This is a genomic window from Pseudomonas sp. SL4(2022) (genome assembly GCF_026625725.1).
GTDB lineage: Bacteria > Pseudomonadota > Gammaproteobacteria > Pseudomonadales > Pseudomonadaceae > Aquipseudomonas.
The window spans coordinates 988,577-1,002,929 of sequence record NZ_CP113060.1; the positions used below are offsets into that span (position 1 = coordinate 988,577).

Annotated in this window: 18 protein-coding genes; 6 read left to right on the plus strand and 12 right to left on the minus strand. The window is 62.2% G+C overall.

Annotation, left to right across the window (positions count from 1 at the left end; translation table 11 throughout):
- The first annotated feature begins 35 nt into the window (after positions 1–35).
- The gene (gene trxA / locus OU997_RS04595; protein ID WP_267809257.1) at positions 36–908 is read left to right on the plus strand and encodes a thioredoxin; all 873 of its coding nucleotides are present in this window, start codon (positions 36–38) and stop codon (positions 906–908) included.
- Positions 909–1,013: 105 nt separating this feature from the next.
- On the opposite strand, the gene OU997_RS04600 is transcribed toward trxA, so the two are convergent.
- The gene (locus tag OU997_RS04600; protein ID WP_108489684.1) at positions 1,014–1,352 is read right to left on the minus strand and encodes a hypothetical protein; all 339 of its coding nucleotides are present in this window, start codon (positions 1,350–1,352) and stop codon (positions 1,014–1,016) included.
- Between the two features lie 126 nt (positions 1,353–1,478).
- Here OU997_RS04600 and OU997_RS04605 point away from each other — a divergent pair, with 126 nt between their 5' ends.
- The 4 genes from OU997_RS04605 to OU997_RS04620 all read left to right on the plus strand — a co-directional run bounded on the left by OU997_RS04605 (position 1,479) and on the right by OU997_RS04620 (position 4,777).
- Positions 1,479–2,075 carry a DUF2796 domain-containing protein gene (locus OU997_RS04605; RefSeq protein ID WP_108489676.1) on the plus strand — a complete coding sequence of 199 codons (597 nt, stop codon included), beginning with the start codon at positions 1,479–1,481 and terminating at the stop codon, positions 2,073–2,075.
- A gap of 48 nt (positions 2,076–2,123) precedes the next feature.
- Positions 2,124–2,834 carry an ABC transporter ATP-binding protein gene (locus OU997_RS04610; RefSeq protein WP_267809259.1) on the plus strand — a complete coding sequence of 237 codons (711 nt, stop codon included), beginning with the start codon at positions 2,124–2,126 and terminating at the stop codon, positions 2,832–2,834.
- A 145-nt stretch (positions 2,835–2,979) separates the two neighbouring features.
- Entirely contained in the window at positions 2,980–4,245 is a 1,266-nt protein-coding gene (locus OU997_RS04615) for an ABC transporter permease (RefSeq protein WP_108489678.1), read from the plus strand.
- Between the two features lie 10 nt (positions 4,246–4,255).
- Entirely contained in the window at positions 4,256–4,777 is a 522-nt protein-coding gene (locus OU997_RS04620; RefSeq protein WP_108489679.1) for a DUF3299 domain-containing protein, read from the plus strand.
- A gap of 79 nt (positions 4,778–4,856) precedes the next feature.
- Here OU997_RS04620 and OU997_RS04625 read toward each other — a convergent pair whose 3' ends face one another.
- The 7 genes from OU997_RS04625 to OU997_RS04655 all read right to left on the minus strand — a co-directional run bounded on the left by OU997_RS04625 (position 4,857) and on the right by OU997_RS04655 (position 10,295).
- A complete protein-coding gene (locus OU997_RS04625; RefSeq protein ID WP_267809262.1) occupies positions 4,857–5,954 on the minus strand; it encodes a hypothetical protein in 1,098 nt (365 codons plus the stop codon).
- Position 5,955: 1 nt separating this feature from the next.
- The gene (locus OU997_RS04630; protein WP_267809264.1) at positions 5,956–6,654 is read right to left on the minus strand and encodes an energy transducer TonB; all 699 of its coding nucleotides are present in this window, start codon (positions 6,652–6,654) and stop codon (positions 5,956–5,958) included.
- A complete protein-coding gene (locus OU997_RS04635) occupies positions 6,654–7,064 on the minus strand; it encodes an ExbD/TolR family protein (protein ID WP_267809266.1) in 411 nt (136 codons plus the stop codon). Before OU997_RS04635 ends, OU997_RS04630 begins: the two co-directional genes overlap by 1 nt.
- A gap of 10 nt (positions 7,065–7,074) precedes the next feature.
- The gene (locus OU997_RS04640) at positions 7,075–7,623 is read right to left on the minus strand and encodes a MotA/TolQ/ExbB proton channel family protein (RefSeq protein WP_267809268.1); all 549 of its coding nucleotides are present in this window, start codon (positions 7,621–7,623) and stop codon (positions 7,075–7,077) included.
- Positions 7,616–8,962, minus strand: coding sequence for a MotA/TolQ/ExbB proton channel family protein (locus OU997_RS04645; RefSeq protein WP_267809270.1), 1,347 nt, complete (start codon positions 8,960–8,962; stop codon positions 7,616–7,618). Before OU997_RS04645 ends, OU997_RS04640 begins: the two co-directional genes overlap by 8 nt.
- The gene (locus OU997_RS04650) at positions 8,959–9,729 is read right to left on the minus strand and encodes a DUF3450 domain-containing protein (RefSeq protein WP_267809272.1); all 771 of its coding nucleotides are present in this window, start codon (positions 9,727–9,729) and stop codon (positions 8,959–8,961) included. The genes OU997_RS04645 and OU997_RS04650 overlap by 4 nt, the downstream gene beginning before the upstream one ends.
- A gap of 194 nt (positions 9,730–9,923) precedes the next feature.
- On the minus strand, positions 9,924–10,295 hold the full coding sequence (locus OU997_RS04655) for a DUF2946 domain-containing protein (RefSeq protein WP_108487764.1): 372 nt from the start codon (positions 10,293–10,295) through the stop codon (positions 9,924–9,926).
- A 170-nt stretch (positions 10,296–10,465) separates the two neighbouring features.
- Between OU997_RS04655 and OU997_RS04660 the strand changes: the two genes are divergently transcribed.
- The gene (locus OU997_RS04660) at positions 10,466–11,149 is read left to right on the plus strand and encodes an OmpW/AlkL family protein (RefSeq protein WP_108487762.1); all 684 of its coding nucleotides are present in this window, start codon (positions 10,466–10,468) and stop codon (positions 11,147–11,149) included.
- A 57-nt stretch (positions 11,150–11,206) separates the two neighbouring features.
- Here OU997_RS04660 and OU997_RS04665 read toward each other — a convergent pair whose 3' ends face one another.
- The 4 genes from OU997_RS04665 to ycaC form a co-directional block, all read right to left on the minus strand.
- Positions 11,207–12,142 carry an NAD-dependent epimerase/dehydratase family protein gene (locus OU997_RS04665; RefSeq protein ID WP_108487760.1) on the minus strand — a complete coding sequence of 312 codons (936 nt, stop codon included), beginning with the start codon at positions 12,140–12,142 and terminating at the stop codon, positions 11,207–11,209.
- Positions 12,135–13,019, minus strand: coding sequence for a sugar nucleotide-binding protein (locus OU997_RS04670; protein ID WP_108487758.1), 885 nt, complete (start codon positions 13,017–13,019; stop codon positions 12,135–12,137). Before OU997_RS04670 ends, OU997_RS04665 begins: the two co-directional genes overlap by 8 nt.
- 265 nt (positions 13,020–13,284) lie before the next feature.
- On the minus strand, positions 13,285–13,518 hold the full coding sequence (locus OU997_RS04675; protein WP_108487756.1) for a hypothetical protein: 234 nt from the start codon (positions 13,516–13,518) through the stop codon (positions 13,285–13,287).
- Positions 13,519–13,647: 129 nt separating this feature from the next.
- Entirely contained in the window at positions 13,648–14,274 is a 627-nt protein-coding gene (ycaC, locus tag OU997_RS04680) for an isochorismate family cysteine hydrolase YcaC (protein WP_267809276.1), read from the minus strand.
- Positions 14,275–14,353: the final 79 nt, after the last annotated feature.

The following is a 14,353-nucleotide window of genomic DNA, read 5'->3' on the forward strand; positions in this document are numbered from 1 at the left end:
AGTCCATCCCACTTTTCGCATCGCCGAGACCGATCATGAGCACGTCCCCTTACATCGTTGATATCGCAGGCAGCGCCAGCTTTGAACAGCTGGTGATCGAAAACTCCTTCCAGAAGCCGGTACTGGTGGATTTCTGGGCCGAGTGGTGCGCGCCGTGCAAGGCACTGATGCCGCTGCTGGCGAAGATCACCGAGGAATACAACGGCGAATTGCTGCTGGCCAAGGTCAACTGCGATATCGAGCAGGACATCGTGGCGCGCTTCGGCATCCGCAGCCTACCGACCGTGGTGCTGTTCAAGAACGGCCAGCCGGTGGACGGCTTTGCGGGCGCGCAACCCGAGTCGGCGATTCGCGAAATGCTCAAGCCTCACGTCGCCGAACCAGCACCGGTCGCGGCCGACCCGATGGAAGCGGCGCAGGCGCTGTTCAGCGAAGGCCGCTTTGCCGATGCCGAAGCCCTGCTTAAGGTGCTGCTGACGGAAAACAATGAACACGCTGCCGCGCTGATTCTGTATGCGCGCTGCCTGGCCGAGCGCGGTGAACTGGGCGAAGCCGAAGCGGTACTGGGCGCGGTCAAAGGCGATGAACATAAACAAGCCCTGGCCGGGGCCCGCGCGCAGCTGACTTTCCTGCGCCAGGCGGCCGAACTGCCGGATGTGGCCAGCCTGAAAACCCGTTTAGCGCAAAATGCCAACGACGATGAGGCGAGCCACCAGCTAGCCGTTCAGCAACTGGCGCGCCAGCACTACGAGCCGGCGCTGGACGCCCTGCTCAAGCTGTTTATCCGCAACCGCAGCTACGCCGACGGTCTGCCACACAAGACCCTGCTGCAAGTCTTCGACCTGCTGGGCAATGACCACCCGCTGGTCACCACCTACCGCCGCAAGCTGTATCAGGCGATCTACTAACCCGATCATCGTGGCTAAAACCCGCCTACAGAACCAGCTGTACTCGTGGGAGAGGCTTTAGCCGCGACAAGTCAGGTGATCGATAACCTGCCCCGTGCTGCGCCATTAACCAATCCAGTAATAAATCGGCGCATCGACGCCGGTTTCCACGCGAACCTGTGCGCAATGGCGCAGCCGCACCAGCAGGCGTTTGCCCGCTGCCTCACCGCCCGCCAGCCCAGCCAACTGCCCGAGCAGCTGCGGCCCGTCGATCTGCCCCGCCTGGCGCAGCAACTCCAGGGTGGTTTGCCACAACGCATCATTGGCCACTGGCGCGGCAACCGCAGCCGGCGCAGCGGGCGGCTCAAGGCTCACGTGCTGAGCCAGCTGCGCCCAGTCCTGCGCATCCAGCTCAACCGTCAGGTCCACCGGCCAGGCACCGATCTGCCCACGAATTCGCACCATCATTCCACCCTCAACTGATCAGCCGCCATGCTCCCACGTCCAGTGCAGGTCGCCAAGCAAGGCTGGTCACGGGCGCCACAAAGTTGTTATAACGTAACAATCATTAACCTCTGATCGGAGATCACCATGCGCCGCCTGCTACTTGCACTGCCGTTTGCCCTGCTGCCCCTCGCCGCCCTCGCAGCCGAACACAGCCATGAACATGACCACGGGCGTGCTCACGCCGAGCACGGCAGCCTGGACGCTCACGAGCACGGCGCCGCGCAACTCAACGTGGTACTCGATGGCAAAGCGCTGGAACTGCAACTGGAAAGCCCGGCGATGAACCTGGTGGGCTTCGAGCATGCCGCCAAGAGCGCTGCCGACAAAGCCAAGGTTGCGGCCGCGCGCAGCCAGTTGGAACAACCGCAGGCGCTGTTCGGCCTGGCCGCAGGCGACTGCAGCGTCAACAAGCAAGAACTGGAAAGCCCGCTATTTACTGAACATGGGCACGAAGAGCACAAGCACGACGACCACCATGAGCACGCCAAAGACAGCGAACACAGTGATATCCACGTGCACTACAGCCTCGACTGCCAGAAGCCTGAAGCATTGAAACAACTTAACCTCGGCGAACTGTTCAAGCGCTTCCCCGCCACCGAGAAAATTCAGGTACAACTGATCGGCCCGAATGGCCAGCAGGGCCTGGAGCTGACACCCGCGCAGCCGACCCTGAGTTTCTAACAACCCCTTTTGCAGCAGAACGGCCGGGGTAACCCGGCCGCTTACTTTATGAGCTCAGCCCTGATCCACCTGTCCAACCTCGGCTTTGCCTGGCCCGGCCAGCCTGAGCTGCTGAACATCGACGCGTTCACCCTGCAACGCGGCGAAAGCCTGTTTCTCAAAGGCCCCAGCGGCAGCGGCAAGACCACCCTGCTCGGCTTGCTCGGCGGCGTACAGAAGCCCAACCGCGGCAGCATCCAGCTGCTTGAGCAGGACTTGAGTACGCTGTCCGCCAGCGCCCGCGACCGCTTTCGCGTCGATCACACCGGCTATATTTTCCAGCAGTTCAACCTGCTGCCGTTTCTCTCGGTGCGTGAGAACGTCGAACTGCCCTGTCATTTCTCCACGCTGCGCGCCAGCCGCGCGGTGCAACGCCATGGCAGCGTGGCCAAGGCCACCAACGCCCTGCTCGCCCACCTCGGTTTGCACCAGCCGGAATTGCTAGCGCGCCGCGCCGGTGACCTGTCGATCGGCCAGCAGCAGCGCGTGGCCGCTGCCCGTGCGCTGATCGGTCAGCCGGAGCTGGTGATCGCCGACGAGCCCACCTCGGCGTTGGATGCTGATGCCCGCGAAGCCTTTCTCGAGCTGCTGTTCGCCGAGTGCCGCGAGGCCGGCTCCAGCCTGCTATTTGTCAGCCACGACCAGAGCCTGGCACGGCTGTTTGACCGCAGCCTGTCGCTCGCTGAGCTGAACAAAGCCACCCGCCCCGCAGACCATTGAGAAACTACCTACATTGCCGATACGGCGTTAAAAACAGGCTCGAAATGCTCATTTACACCAGTAAACTCCGCTTTCTCGCCTGTTTTTGCCTTGTCTCGGCGGCCTCGCCTACGTTCCTCAACGGCCTGCTCACGGAGATTTAAGGATGTATCTACTGCGTCTCGCCCTCGCCAGCCTGGGCAACCGCCGCTTTACTGCGTGGCTGACGGTGTTCGCCATCGCCCTCTCGGTGTGTTTGCTGCTCGCCGTCGAGCGGGTGCGCACCGAAGCCCGCGCCAGTTTTGCCAACACCATCAGCGGCACCGACCTGATTGTCGGCGCGCGCTCCGGCAGCGTGAACCTGCTGCTGTATTCGGTATTCCGCATCGGCAACGCCACTAACAATATTCGCTGGGACAGCTTCGAGCAGTTTGCCAACCACCGTCAGGTCAAATGGGCCATCCCGATCTCACTCGGCGATTCGCACCGTGGCTACCGGGTGATGGGCACCAGCCCGGCGTATTTCGAGCACTATCGCTATGCCCGCAGCCAACCGCTGCAGCTGAGCAGCGGCCGCGCCTTTGCCGATGACCCGTTCGAGGTTGTACTCGGCGCAGAAGTGGCGCAAGCGCTCAACTACCAGCTCGATCAGGAGCTGGTGCTGGCCCATGGCGTGGCCACCATCAGCCTGGTCAAGCATGACGACAAACCGTTCAAGGTGGTCGGCATCCTCAAGCGCACCGGCACACCGGTGGACCGCACCCTGCATATTTCCCTGGCCGGCATGGAGGCCCTGCATGTCGACTGGCAAAACGGCATGCCCGCACGCGGCGCGGCGAAGGTCAGTGCTGAGCAGGCGCGGGCGATGGACCTGCAACCCAAGCAGATCACCGCCGTCATGCTCGGCCTGAACAGCAAGATCGCCACCTTCAGCTTGCAACGCGAGATCAACGAATTTCGCGGCGAGCCGCTGCTGGCAATCCTCCCCGGCGTCGCGCTGCAGGAGCTGTGGAGCCTGATGGGCACCGCCGAGAAGGCGCTGTTCGTGGTTTCGCTGTTCGTGGTGCTGACGGGACTGATCGGCATGCTTACGGCGATTCTCACCAGCCTTAACGAGCGCCGCCGCGAGATGGCGATTCTGCGCTCGGTCGGCGCGCGGCCCTGGCATATCGCCAGCCTGCTGATCGTCGAGGCCTTTGCCCTGGCGCTGGCGGGCGTGCTGCTCGGCCTGCTGTTGCTGTACCTGGGCATCGCCGGAGCGCAGGGCTATGTGCAGGCGAATTACGGCCTGTACCTGCCGCTGAATCTGCCTACCCGCTATGAGTGGACGCTGCTCGGCGCTATCCTGAGCGCCGCCCTGTTGATGGGCTGTGTACCGGCCTGGCGCGCGTACCGCCAATCCCTGGCCGATGGCTTATCGATTCGCTTATGAGGCTTTTTGCATGCACCGCTCTCTGCTCGCCACCCTGCTGCTCACCCTGGCCCTGCCCCTGGCGGCTGCCGAGGTGCGCGAGCTGACCTGGTCGGAAATGGTCCCCGCCGATGCGCCGCCGCAAGTCGCTGAACCCGCACCGATTCATGACCTCTCGCAGCTGGCCGACGCCCTCGCCGAATCCGGCCCGGCGGCCATGCAGCAGTCGCCCGCCGCGCCAGTGGTGCAGGCACTGGATGGCCAATCGGTAAAACTGCCGGGCTATATCGTGCCGCTGGATGTCACCGATGAAGGCCGGGTGACCGAGTTCCTCTTGGTGCCGTACTTCGGTGCGTGCATCCACGTGCCGCCACCGCCATCGAATCAGATCGTCCATGTCACCAGCGAGCTGGGTGTGCTGCTGGATGCGCTGTATCAGCCGTTCTGGATCGAAGGCCCACTCAAGGTCGAGCAGACCAGCAGCGAACTGGCCGAAGCCGGTTACCAGATGGAAGCCGAGAAGATTTACGCCTATGAGCTGCCAGATAGCTAAGACACAGCGCAGCAACCAGGCAGGAAAAAGCCAGACCGCGGTCTGGCTTTTTTATTGGACGCTGCAAACCGGCAGTCGACTAGCCAGCGCTGGCCACGTGTTTTTCACGCTGATAGCTCAACTCGCTTTCCGCCCACTGGCGCCAGGCGCGTACTTTGCTGCGTTCGGCACCGGCTCGTTCGGCCTTGGCCAGGGCATCGAGCCCGGCCTGCCAGCGCGCCTGCTCCAGCTCCAGCTGGGCCAGGTGCAACCAGTGCTTGGCCATGCCCGAGCGCTGCGCCAGGTCACGGAACACCACAGCGGCCTGAGCACGCTCGCGGGCTTGCCACCAGAGCAGCCCCAGCCGTTCCTCACGGGCTGCCGTGCGCGGCAACAGGCCCTGGTCGAGCATCCCGGCGAGCAGCTTGGCGCCCTGCCAGGGCTGATCGGCCGCACCGGCCAGCAGCACCAGGTTGTCCAACTCGCTTTCATTGAAACGCAGGCCTTTCTGGTACGCCGCGCGCAAGGTCGCCAGTGACATGTCCTGATGGCCACTTAGCTGCTGCAGGGCTGCCAGTTGGCGCCAGCCCTGGGCGTTATTCGGCTGGCGCGCGAGCAACTGGCGCTGCCAGCGCTCGGCGACAGGGTATTTCTTCAGATCAGCGTTCATTGCGACGAGAAACTGCAACCAGCTATCGGCGGCCTGCGGATTAGCCTGCACATAACGCTCGGCCAACGGCAGTGCCTTGGCCGGCTGACCGAGGCCCTGATAGGCCTGTACCAGCACCTGCAGCACCTCTTCATTGGCGTTGGCCTGGCCCGGTGCGAGCAAGCTCACCACCTGGGCGTAGCGGCGCTCGACCAGGTTGAGGCGGGCCAGGTTCAGCTCTTCAGCGGCCTGCAGCTCGGCGTCCAGCTTGCCGCTCTTCAGTACCTTTTCCAGCAGTTCGATGGCCTGGGCATTCTGCCCTTCGGCCCAGGCCAGATAACCGCGGCTGCGCCACAGCAGCGCTTCTTCCAGGCTGCCCGACGTGCCCTTGGCAGCATCCAGAGCGCGGCGCGCAGCTGCGTAGTCACCCTTCTTCTGCGCAGTCTGCGCGGTATCCAGCGCGCGAAACACGCCCGGATCAACACTTTGCCCAGCCGCCTGCGCGGCACCAGCGCCACACAGCGCGATCAGCAACAGTAAACGATACATATCAGCGACCTCCTTCCAAACGGAAGTACAGGGTTTTCACCGCTTCACGGGCCACCGCCAAGCCACTCTCGGTACGCGGTGCAAAGCGCCAGCGCACGGCAGCGCGGCGCGCTTCGCGTTCAAACACGTTCTGCGGGCTGGCTTCGATAACGCGCACGTTTTCGACAGCACCGGCGCGGTTGATGGTGAACGCCAGCTTTACATGCCCCTCGATGCTGCGCTGCAGGGCGTAGCGCGGGTATTCCGGGCTGACATCGTTGAGCGGCATCACTTCACTTTCCGGGCCGCCGGGCTGGCCACCGGCATCGCTCGGGGCGGGAGCTCCGGGCGTCGCCACGCTTGGCGCGGAGGCACCCGCTGCCAGCCCCGTCAGGCTTGGTGTCGGCGCGCTGTTCACGGCAATCCCCGTGCTCAGGCTCGGCACCGGCAGATCCAGGGCCGGCAGGTTGGCGCTCGGGGTGGCCGTCATCGGCGTCGGCGGTGTCGGGGTTTGCGGCGTTTGTGCTTGCGGCGGCTGCGGTGCCTGCTGGCGGGTGCGCGTCGCGGTGTCGCTGGAGTCACCGTCAAGACGGACGAAACTGGCCACCGTCAGCGGCTCCTCACTCGGCTTGCTGCTGGGCGGCGCGACCATGTAAAGCATCAGTCCGAACAGCGCCAGCGCCATCACACAGGCCGCAGCAAAGGACAGTGGCAAACGCATCAAAACGCTCCCGCCGTAGCGGCCAGGGCCACGTCATGCACACCGGCCAGGCGCGCCTGGTCCATCACCTGCACCACCAGGCCGGTACGCGCGTCCTGATCGGCCTGAACCACCACGGCACCGTCCGGCTGGTCGATGCGCATGCGCTCGACATGGGCTCGCACGCTGCGCACATCGACCACTTTCTTGTCCATCCACACCTGCCCATCGGCGGTGATGGCGATGAGGATATTGCCTTTGTCCTGCGGGCTGGCGGTTTCCGCCTGGGGCCGCTGCACGTCGACGCCGGCTTCCTTGATAAAGGAGCTGGTGACGATAAAGAAGATCAGCATGATGAAAACCACGTCGAGCATCGGCGTCAGGTCGATGCTGGTGTCTTCGTCTTGCTGGTGGTGACGGCGCATTCTCATGTGTCGAATCTCAGTCGTGACGCAGCTGGTCAGCCAGCCGCTCTAGAGCCCGGCGTGCATCGCGTTCGAGGCGCGCCAGGCTGAATAATCCACTAATCGCCAAGACCATGCCGGCCATGGTCGGCAGAGTCGCCTGCCAGACCCCGGCCGCCATGCCACGCGGGTTACCGGTGCCGTTGATGGCCAGCACGTCGAACACCGCGACCATGCCGCTGACCGTGCCAAGCAAGCCCAGCAGCGGGTACATCGCCACCAGGGTCTTGCTCAGGCGCAGCGGGCCCAGCAGGTGCTGCTGCGCCTGCGCCAACCAGGCACTGCGCACCGCGCGCTGCCAGTTGCCGGTGTCGTCGCTCAGCACCTGCTGCCAGGCCTGACGGCGCTCGGCAACCCACTTCGGGAACACCCGGCGCATGTACCAGAAGCGCTCAAACACCAGAGTCCAGAACACCACGCAAAGGCCCGCCAGCGCCCACATCGCCAGCCCACCGGCGCTCATGAAATCGAGCAGGGCATGGCTGCTGTCGACCAGGCGCAGCCACAGTGCCAGCCAATCAGTCACGGCGTGGTACCCCGGACAGGTGCAGGGCAATAAGCCCGGCACTTTGCTGCTCCAGCAGCTGAATCAGACTTTTGCTGCGGCTGGCCAGCAGGGTGTGCAGGAACAACAGCGGAATCGCTACCACCAGGCCCTGCACCGTGGTCACCAGCGCTTGCGAGATACCGTCGGCCATCAATCGTGAATCGCCGCCACCGCCCTGGGTGATCGCCTGGAAGGTGACGATCATGCCGGTCACGGTGCCGAGCAGACCGAGCAGCGGCGCCACGGCACACAGTAACTTGAGCAGGCCTTGGCCTGTTTCCAGCGGCGGGGTCTCCTGCAGGATCGCCTCGTCAAGCTTCAGCTCCAGGGTTTCCAGATCCGCCAGCTGCGGCTTCGGCCCCAGCACGCCGATGATCCGCCCCAGCGGGTTGTCGGCACGCGGCGCACTCAGGTCATGCATCTGCGCACTGACGCTGCGGGCGACGCGGGCCAGGTAAATCATCCGCCAGGCTGCCAGCAGCAGACCGAAGATCCCCAGCGCAACAATCACCCAGCCCACCAGGCCACCTTGCTGCAGGCGATCCCAGAAGCCTGGCTCACGCTGTAACTGCGCCAGCAAGGTGCCACGGCTTGGGTCTATTGGCAGGCTGGCTACCGTTGCATCGCTGTCCAGATAATCCGCAACCTGGCCTAAACCAGACGGCTGACGTGGTGGCGCCAGCAGCTCGCCGGCATCGGCGTCATAACGCAGGAAGGCATCGGCAGCGAAGGCGGAGAACGCGCCGACCCGCAGCACATCCTGCGGATTACGCGTGCCGTCAGCAGCCACTACCGGCAGTTGCAGCCGCTCGACCCGGCCACTGGCGGTGAGGTCTTCGAGCAGCAGCATCCAGTAGTCATCGAGGTCGGCTGCCGAGGGCAGCGTGCGGCTTTCGGCCAGCGCTTTGAGACGCGCCTGGCGCTCGGGGTACTGGGCATTGAGCAGGCTGTCCTGCCATTGCCCGGCGACATCACCGGCGCTCTGCCGGACCACACCAAACAACTCGCCGAGGTGGCCGGCACGCTGGCTGAGGCGTTTCTCCTGCTCGGCCAATTCGGCTTCCTGGCGGTCAAATTCAGCCTTCAGTCGCTCGGCTTCGGCCTTCTGTGTGGCCAGGGCGCTGCGCGCAGTGGCCAACAGTTGGGCACGCTCGCCGCGCTCGGCAATAAAGGCCTGCTCGCGGCTTTGCATGGCGCTGATTTCAGCCGCGCGCTCACTGCGAATACGCTGCAGCAGTTGATCCGGGCTCAGCGGTTCGGCAGCGCCAGCCAGGGCGGGCAGCAGGGCCAGGATAAAAGCGAGAGCGCAAGGATTCATGGCTTGGCCTCCAGCGCCAGGGTCTTCACGGGCAGGTCAAGCACGGCCGGAGCCTGCTCCTGGCGGGCAATCGCAATGGCCTGACGTAATGGACGACGGGCGCTGCCGTCGAGCAGCTGCCAGCGGCGGGTTTGCGGGTTCCACCAACCACTTTCATGGCCATCGAGGGTCTGGAAATACAGCATCACGCGACCCAGACGAAGGAACTCGACGCTGCGCGACGTGCCTTCACTCGGCAGCTCACCGCGCCAGGCTTCCAGGGTGCGGCCGTAATCGCTCTCCACTTGGTAAGCCTCAAGGATGCGCCGGTATTTCTCGGCCAGACTGACATCCGCACGCGGCAGCAAGTCCTGCAGCTGAGCCAGGCGATCACTGCGCTCATCCGGCAGGAACGGCAGGTCAGCGGCAATAAATTCACCCAGCACTTCGACCATGCGACGCATCTGCGGCGTTACCGCCTCCTGGGTGCGCTCGATGCCATCGAGTTGCTGCTGATAGCCGGTCAGCTCTTTGCGCTGCGCCGCCACCAGCTCGCGTAATTGAGCGTTATAACCTTGCAACGCTTCAGCCTGCTGCAATGCGTTACGGTACTCGGTAAGCATCTCCCGGCTGGCGTCATCGAGTTGCTCGACGCGCGCCTGCGAGGCCTTGGCATCGGTAGCCAGTTGCTGACTTTCATCCAGCGCGGCATCCAGCGGGGCCGCCGCGAGCGGCGCACTGGCCAGAACCAGAGCGACTGCCAGCAGGCGCTTCGGCAGAGGGATCATGGGGCATTCCTTGTTAAGAGAACGTGCATAAAGAGAACCATTATCAATACTAAGCAACTCGGTGATTGCCGCAGCAGAGTGCCGCAGCGCCTGCGACCGCAAACCGCCTAGTAGAGCGACAGAGACAACAACACATGATTGAGAAGTTAAAACGCTGATCAGCGACCACTCAGCACCCAATGGGGGCGGCAGCGTCAGCTTTGCGGTGAAGCGCGGGGATTGGCCGAGGGCCAGAGATAACGAGGAGGCGAGTGGTTTGCAGAGAGAAATGGCCGTAGGCGAAGCGTATTACGCGGCACCCACGCCAGGGCGAATAGCAATGCCATGCCAAGGGCAACACCACTGCAGAGCGGGCAACTGAAACTTGCAGAGTCGGACAATGCCCCCGGGGCCAGCGACAGATCACCACCGACAGCGCCCTGATCCAAACAGACGATTGCATACAGCCCACTGAGCTGCAGGCCCGCCATTTGCCCATGGGCAATACCACAGGCAAGCAGATTGAACAGGACGCAGGCATAGAGCGTCCAGGCAATCAAAGGGCGAGGTTGGCGGGCAGTATTCATGGCGGCAACTCTAGAACCCGGCTAACGGTAGCGCAAGACAACCCGATAAAAGCCATGACTGGATTAATTTGATAGCTGGCTACTTTATTGAGCTGGATCAACAGCCGAATTTCTGTGCGCACTAACATCGTACTCAGCCAATACGAACTGATGCTTTATGGGAGCACATCATGCGTACATCTCTGTTTACTGCCTCACTGCTGGCCTTGGCCATTGCCGCCCCGCTGGCACATGCACACCAGACTGGCGACATCATCGTGCGTGCCGGCGCAATCACCGTTGATCCTCAGGAAGACAGCGGTAACATCGATCATGCCGTACTGGGGAAAGTTGCCGGCAGCGGCGCGACGCTGAACAGCGACACCCAGCTCGGCCTGAACTTTGCCTACATGGTTACCGACCACTTCGGCGTCGAACTGCTGGCCGCCACCCCATTCAGCCATGACGTGGGCGTAAAAGGCATGCCAGGCGCTTTTGCCGGCCTCAACGGCAAACTGGGCAGCCTCAAGCACCTGCCACCAACCCTGAGCCTGGTGTACTACCCACTGGACGCCAGCTCGGCCTTCCAGCCCTATGTCGGTGCAGGCATCAACTACACCTGGTTCTTCGACACCAAACTGAGCAGCGAAGCGGAAGGCAAAGGCTTCAGCGGCCTGGACATGAAAGACTCCTGGGGCCTGGCCGCGCAGGTCGGCATGGACTACATGCTGACTGACAACATCATGCTCAACGCTCAGGTGCGTTACATCGACATCGAAACCACCGGTACAACTTACTTGGCCGGTGACAAGGTTAAAGTCGACGTGGACGTAGACCCGTTCGTTTACATGGTCGGCCTGGGCTACAAGTTCTAAGCGACCGCCCATAAAAAAACCGGCCCTTGTGGCCGGTTTTTTTATGGGTCAACAGATTCATCCTTGCGCCAACAGACGGCGCAAACCTTCGCGCATCGGCGTCGCAGTGGGCAATCGGTAATGTGCCTGCAAACGCTGGTTATCAGCCCGCGAATGACGAATATCGCCGGCACGCGGCGCCTGGTAACTCACGGCCGGCAAACCACCGCACAGCTCGCCGATCTGCGCCAGCAGCTGATTCAGACTGACCGCCTGATTCCAGCCGACGTTCACCGCCCCCTCAACCGCTTGCGGTGCAGCCAGCGCCTGGGTCAGCAGCACAACTAAATCGTCAATGTAGAAGAAGTCGCGGGTCTGCTCACCATCGCCGAATACGCTGATCGGCAAGCCCTGCTGGACACGCTGGGTGAAGATGCTGATCACCCCGGAATACGGCGAAGATGGATCCTGCCGCGGGCCGAAGATGTTGAAGAAACGAAAGATCGCCGGCTCCAGAGCATGCTGGCGGCGATAAAAGTCCAGGTAATGCTCACTGGCCAGCTTGTCCGCCGCATAGGGCGTTAGCGGCGCCTTAGGCGTAGTTTCATCAATCGCCAGGCCCTCACCATTGTTGCCATACACCGCCGCACTGGAGGCGAACAACACGCGCTTGACGCCGTGAACGCGCATGGCCTCGCAGATATTCAACGTGCCGACAAAATTACTCTGATGAGTCGCCGCCGGATCATCCACCGAGGCCTGTACGGAGGCCACCGCCGCCAGGTGCGCTACGGCAGCGCAGCCGGCAACCGCCTGCGCGACCGCAGCGGTATCGGCGACATCGCCCTCGATGAACTGCAATCGCGGATTATCCAGCGGCAGATTGGCCAACCTGCCCATCGACAGGTTATCCAGTACCCGCACGCAATGTCCCTGCGCCAGCAGCGCATCGACCAGGTGCGAGCCGATAAAGCCGGCACCGCCGGTGACCAGAACAGGGCGAGAATCAGACATGGCGGTAATAACGATCCAGTAGGCCCGGCAACCCCGAGCGCCAGGCACGCGGTTTGATGCCAAAGGTGTGGAGAATCTTCTTGCACGACAGCACGGCATGCTGCGGTTCTTCAGCGGCATCCGGGCGCGCGCTGTGCGCCTGCGGGCTCACTTCATCGACCAGGTTGCTGCGGAAGTTGCGCGCCTCACTGAGCACCGCCTGCCCCAGCGCCAGCGAAGTGGTCGCCTCATGCCCGCCGTAGTGGTAGGTGCCCCACAGCGGCGTCTGGCAATCAAGCTGTTTGAGGACGGCGAGAATCACCCGTGCGGCATCGTCGACTGGGGTCGGATTACCGCGGCGGTCATCGGCCAACAGCAACGGCTCGTCGTGCGCGGCACGCGTTAGAAAGCGTCCGAGCAAGCCATTGGCACTGTCATCCAGCAACCAGCCGAAGCGCAGCAGTACATGCCGTGGGCAGATCGCCCGCACGCGCTGCTCGAAGCGCCACAGCGCACGACCACGCAAGCCCAGCGGCACCGGTTCTTCCTTCTCACTGTAGGCAGTCGCCCGCGAACCATCGAAGACGCGGTAGCTGGAAGGCTGCAACAGGCGAATCTGGTGATGCTGACAGAGTTCGGCAAGGCGTTCGACAGAACGTTCCTGGACAGCAAACTGCGCCTCGCTGACCGCTTCGGCCTGAAACCAGTCGAAGTAGTAGGCAAGGTTGATTAGGGCATCGGGGCGGGTGTCATCGAGCAACTGGGTCAGACTGGCAGGATCCCAGCCCGACTCCGGCGGTTTCGGCGCGAGAAAGCCAATGTCTTCCTCGGCACCGAGGCGGATCAAGGCCTGCCCCAGCGCATTACCGCCCCCCAGCAGCATCAGCCGCATACGCATGATCGAGCGCTAACTCAGCAGATCAGAACGATTGTGGACCCCACGAAACCGCCTAAACCGATGAGAACGCAAAATTGAATGCATAAAAATCAAAACCCTTCATATCAACTTACCGAGGATAAAAAATAAACGTAACGAACAGGTGAAGAACACCTCTGAACCTAAGTAGAAACTTTACACCGTTTAGCTCCGACCACTGGCACGCGCCCGATCTCAGGCAGCATGATCGGCGATTAGCCAGTATCAAACAACACCATGGCCATCTTTAGAGAACCGCTTCAAGCCCCAGACCGCCAAGATTAAACATGCAGCATTTGAGAATGCGACATTTACTGAGCCTGGAAAATGTCGAGCAAATCCAGAGCGATTCAACATGGCCGCTTGCCGGCCGGACGAGGAAAAGTATCTCCGCTGCACCGGTCAGGTTGCGCTCGCGCATCAGCACTTCGACGATGTGGAATAGCGACAAGACGACCTTGCGCATGCCATTGCGATTCATGCACCAGCTCAAGAGCAATGTGCTCATTGCCGGCTTATTGGGGGGGAATACGCAGTGCGCGTTACCTACGTATCAAGTGGCGCACCAATCCAAGAGGCACCCACCCGAGGATAGGTGCCTGCCGCCGAGTTACTTGGTCAGCGCGGAGTAGCTGTTCATCAGATTGCGGTAGTTAGGAATGTGCTCGGACAGCAAATTACCCAGGCCTTCAATGTCATTGCGCCAGTCGCCTTGCAGCTCACAGGCAACAGCAAACCAGTTCATCATTTGCGCACCAGCGGCACTCATCCGACTCCAGGCTGCTTGCTGCACGGTGGTATTGAAGGTGCCTGAAGCATCAGTGACCACGAACACTTCGAAGCCTTCAGCCAGGGCCGATAAGGTTGGGAATGCCACACAAACGTCGGTCACGACGCCAGCGATGATCAGCTGCTTACGCCCAGTGGCCTTGATCGCAGCAACAAAACTTTCGTTGTCCCAGGCATTGATCTGCCCAGGGCGTGCGATGTACGGCGCATCCGGGAACATCGCCTTAAGTTCGGGAACGATTGGACCATTGGGGCCCTGCTCGAAGCTGGTGGTAAGGATGGTTGGCAGCTCGAAGTACTTGGCCAGGTCAGCCAATGCCAGTACGTTGTTCTTGAACTCGTTCGGCGAAAAGTCTTGAACCAGGGAGATCAGCCCCGTCTGATGGTCAACCAACAGGACTACCGCATCATTTTTATCGAGGCGCTTGAAGGGGGTTACGGTGCTCATAGTTAACTCCTTTGAAGGTGAGATGGTGCTGCTACTGGCGGTCCACGCCAGCGTATTGTTTCGCTCGTAATGACGAGTG

Coding starts and splice junctions, on each gene's coding strand:
- ycaC (WP_267809276.1), bottom strand. CDS start 14,274: ATGAGCACCGTAACCCCCTTCAAGCGCCTCGATAAAAATGATGCGGTA.
- OU997_RS04665 (WP_108487760.1), bottom strand. CDS start 12,142: ATGTCTGATTCTCGCCCTGTTCTGGTCACCGGCGGTGCCGGCTTTATC.
- OU997_RS04650 (WP_267809272.1), bottom strand. CDS start 9,729: ATGATCCCTCTGCCGAAGCGCCTGCTGGCAGTCGCTCTGGTTCTGGCC.
- OU997_RS04620 (WP_108489679.1), top strand. CDS start 4,256: ATGCACCGCTCTCTGCTCGCCACCCTGCTGCTCACCCTGGCCCTGCCC.
- OU997_RS04615 (WP_108489678.1), top strand. CDS start 2,980: ATGTATCTACTGCGTCTCGCCCTCGCCAGCCTGGGCAACCGCCGCTTT.
- OU997_RS04645 (WP_267809270.1), bottom strand. CDS start 8,962: ATGAATCCTTGCGCTCTCGCTTTTATCCTGGCCCTGCTGCCCGCCCTG.
- OU997_RS04675 (WP_108487756.1), bottom strand. CDS start 13,518: ATGAATCGCAATGGCATGCGCAAGGTCGTCTTGTCGCTATTCCACATC.
- OU997_RS04670 (WP_108487758.1), bottom strand. CDS start 13,019: ATGCGTATGCGGCTGATGCTGCTGGGGGGCGGTAATGCGCTGGGGCAG.
- OU997_RS04610 (WP_267809259.1), top strand. CDS start 2,124: ATGAGCTCAGCCCTGATCCACCTGTCCAACCTCGGCTTTGCCTGGCCC.
- OU997_RS04660 (WP_108487762.1), top strand. CDS start 10,466: ATGCGTACATCTCTGTTTACTGCCTCACTGCTGGCCTTGGCCATTGCC.
- trxA (WP_267809257.1), top strand. CDS start 36: ATGAGCACGTCCCCTTACATCGTTGATATCGCAGGCAGCGCCAGCTTT.
- OU997_RS04625 (WP_267809262.1), bottom strand. CDS start 5,954: ATGTATCGTTTACTGTTGCTGATCGCGCTGTGTGGCGCTGGTGCCGCG.
- OU997_RS04630 (WP_267809264.1), bottom strand. CDS start 6,654: ATGCGTTTGCCACTGTCCTTTGCTGCGGCCTGTGTGATGGCGCTGGCG.
- OU997_RS04635 (WP_267809266.1), bottom strand. CDS start 7,064: ATGAGAATGCGCCGTCACCACCAGCAAGACGAAGACACCAGCATCGAC.
- OU997_RS04605 (WP_108489676.1), top strand. CDS start 1,479: ATGCGCCGCCTGCTACTTGCACTGCCGTTTGCCCTGCTGCCCCTCGCC.
- OU997_RS04600 (WP_108489684.1), bottom strand. CDS start 1,352: ATGGTGCGAATTCGTGGGCAGATCGGTGCCTGGCCGGTGGACCTGACG.
- OU997_RS04655 (WP_108487764.1), bottom strand. CDS start 10,295: ATGAATACTGCCCGCCAACCTCGCCCTTTGATTGCCTGGACGCTCTAT.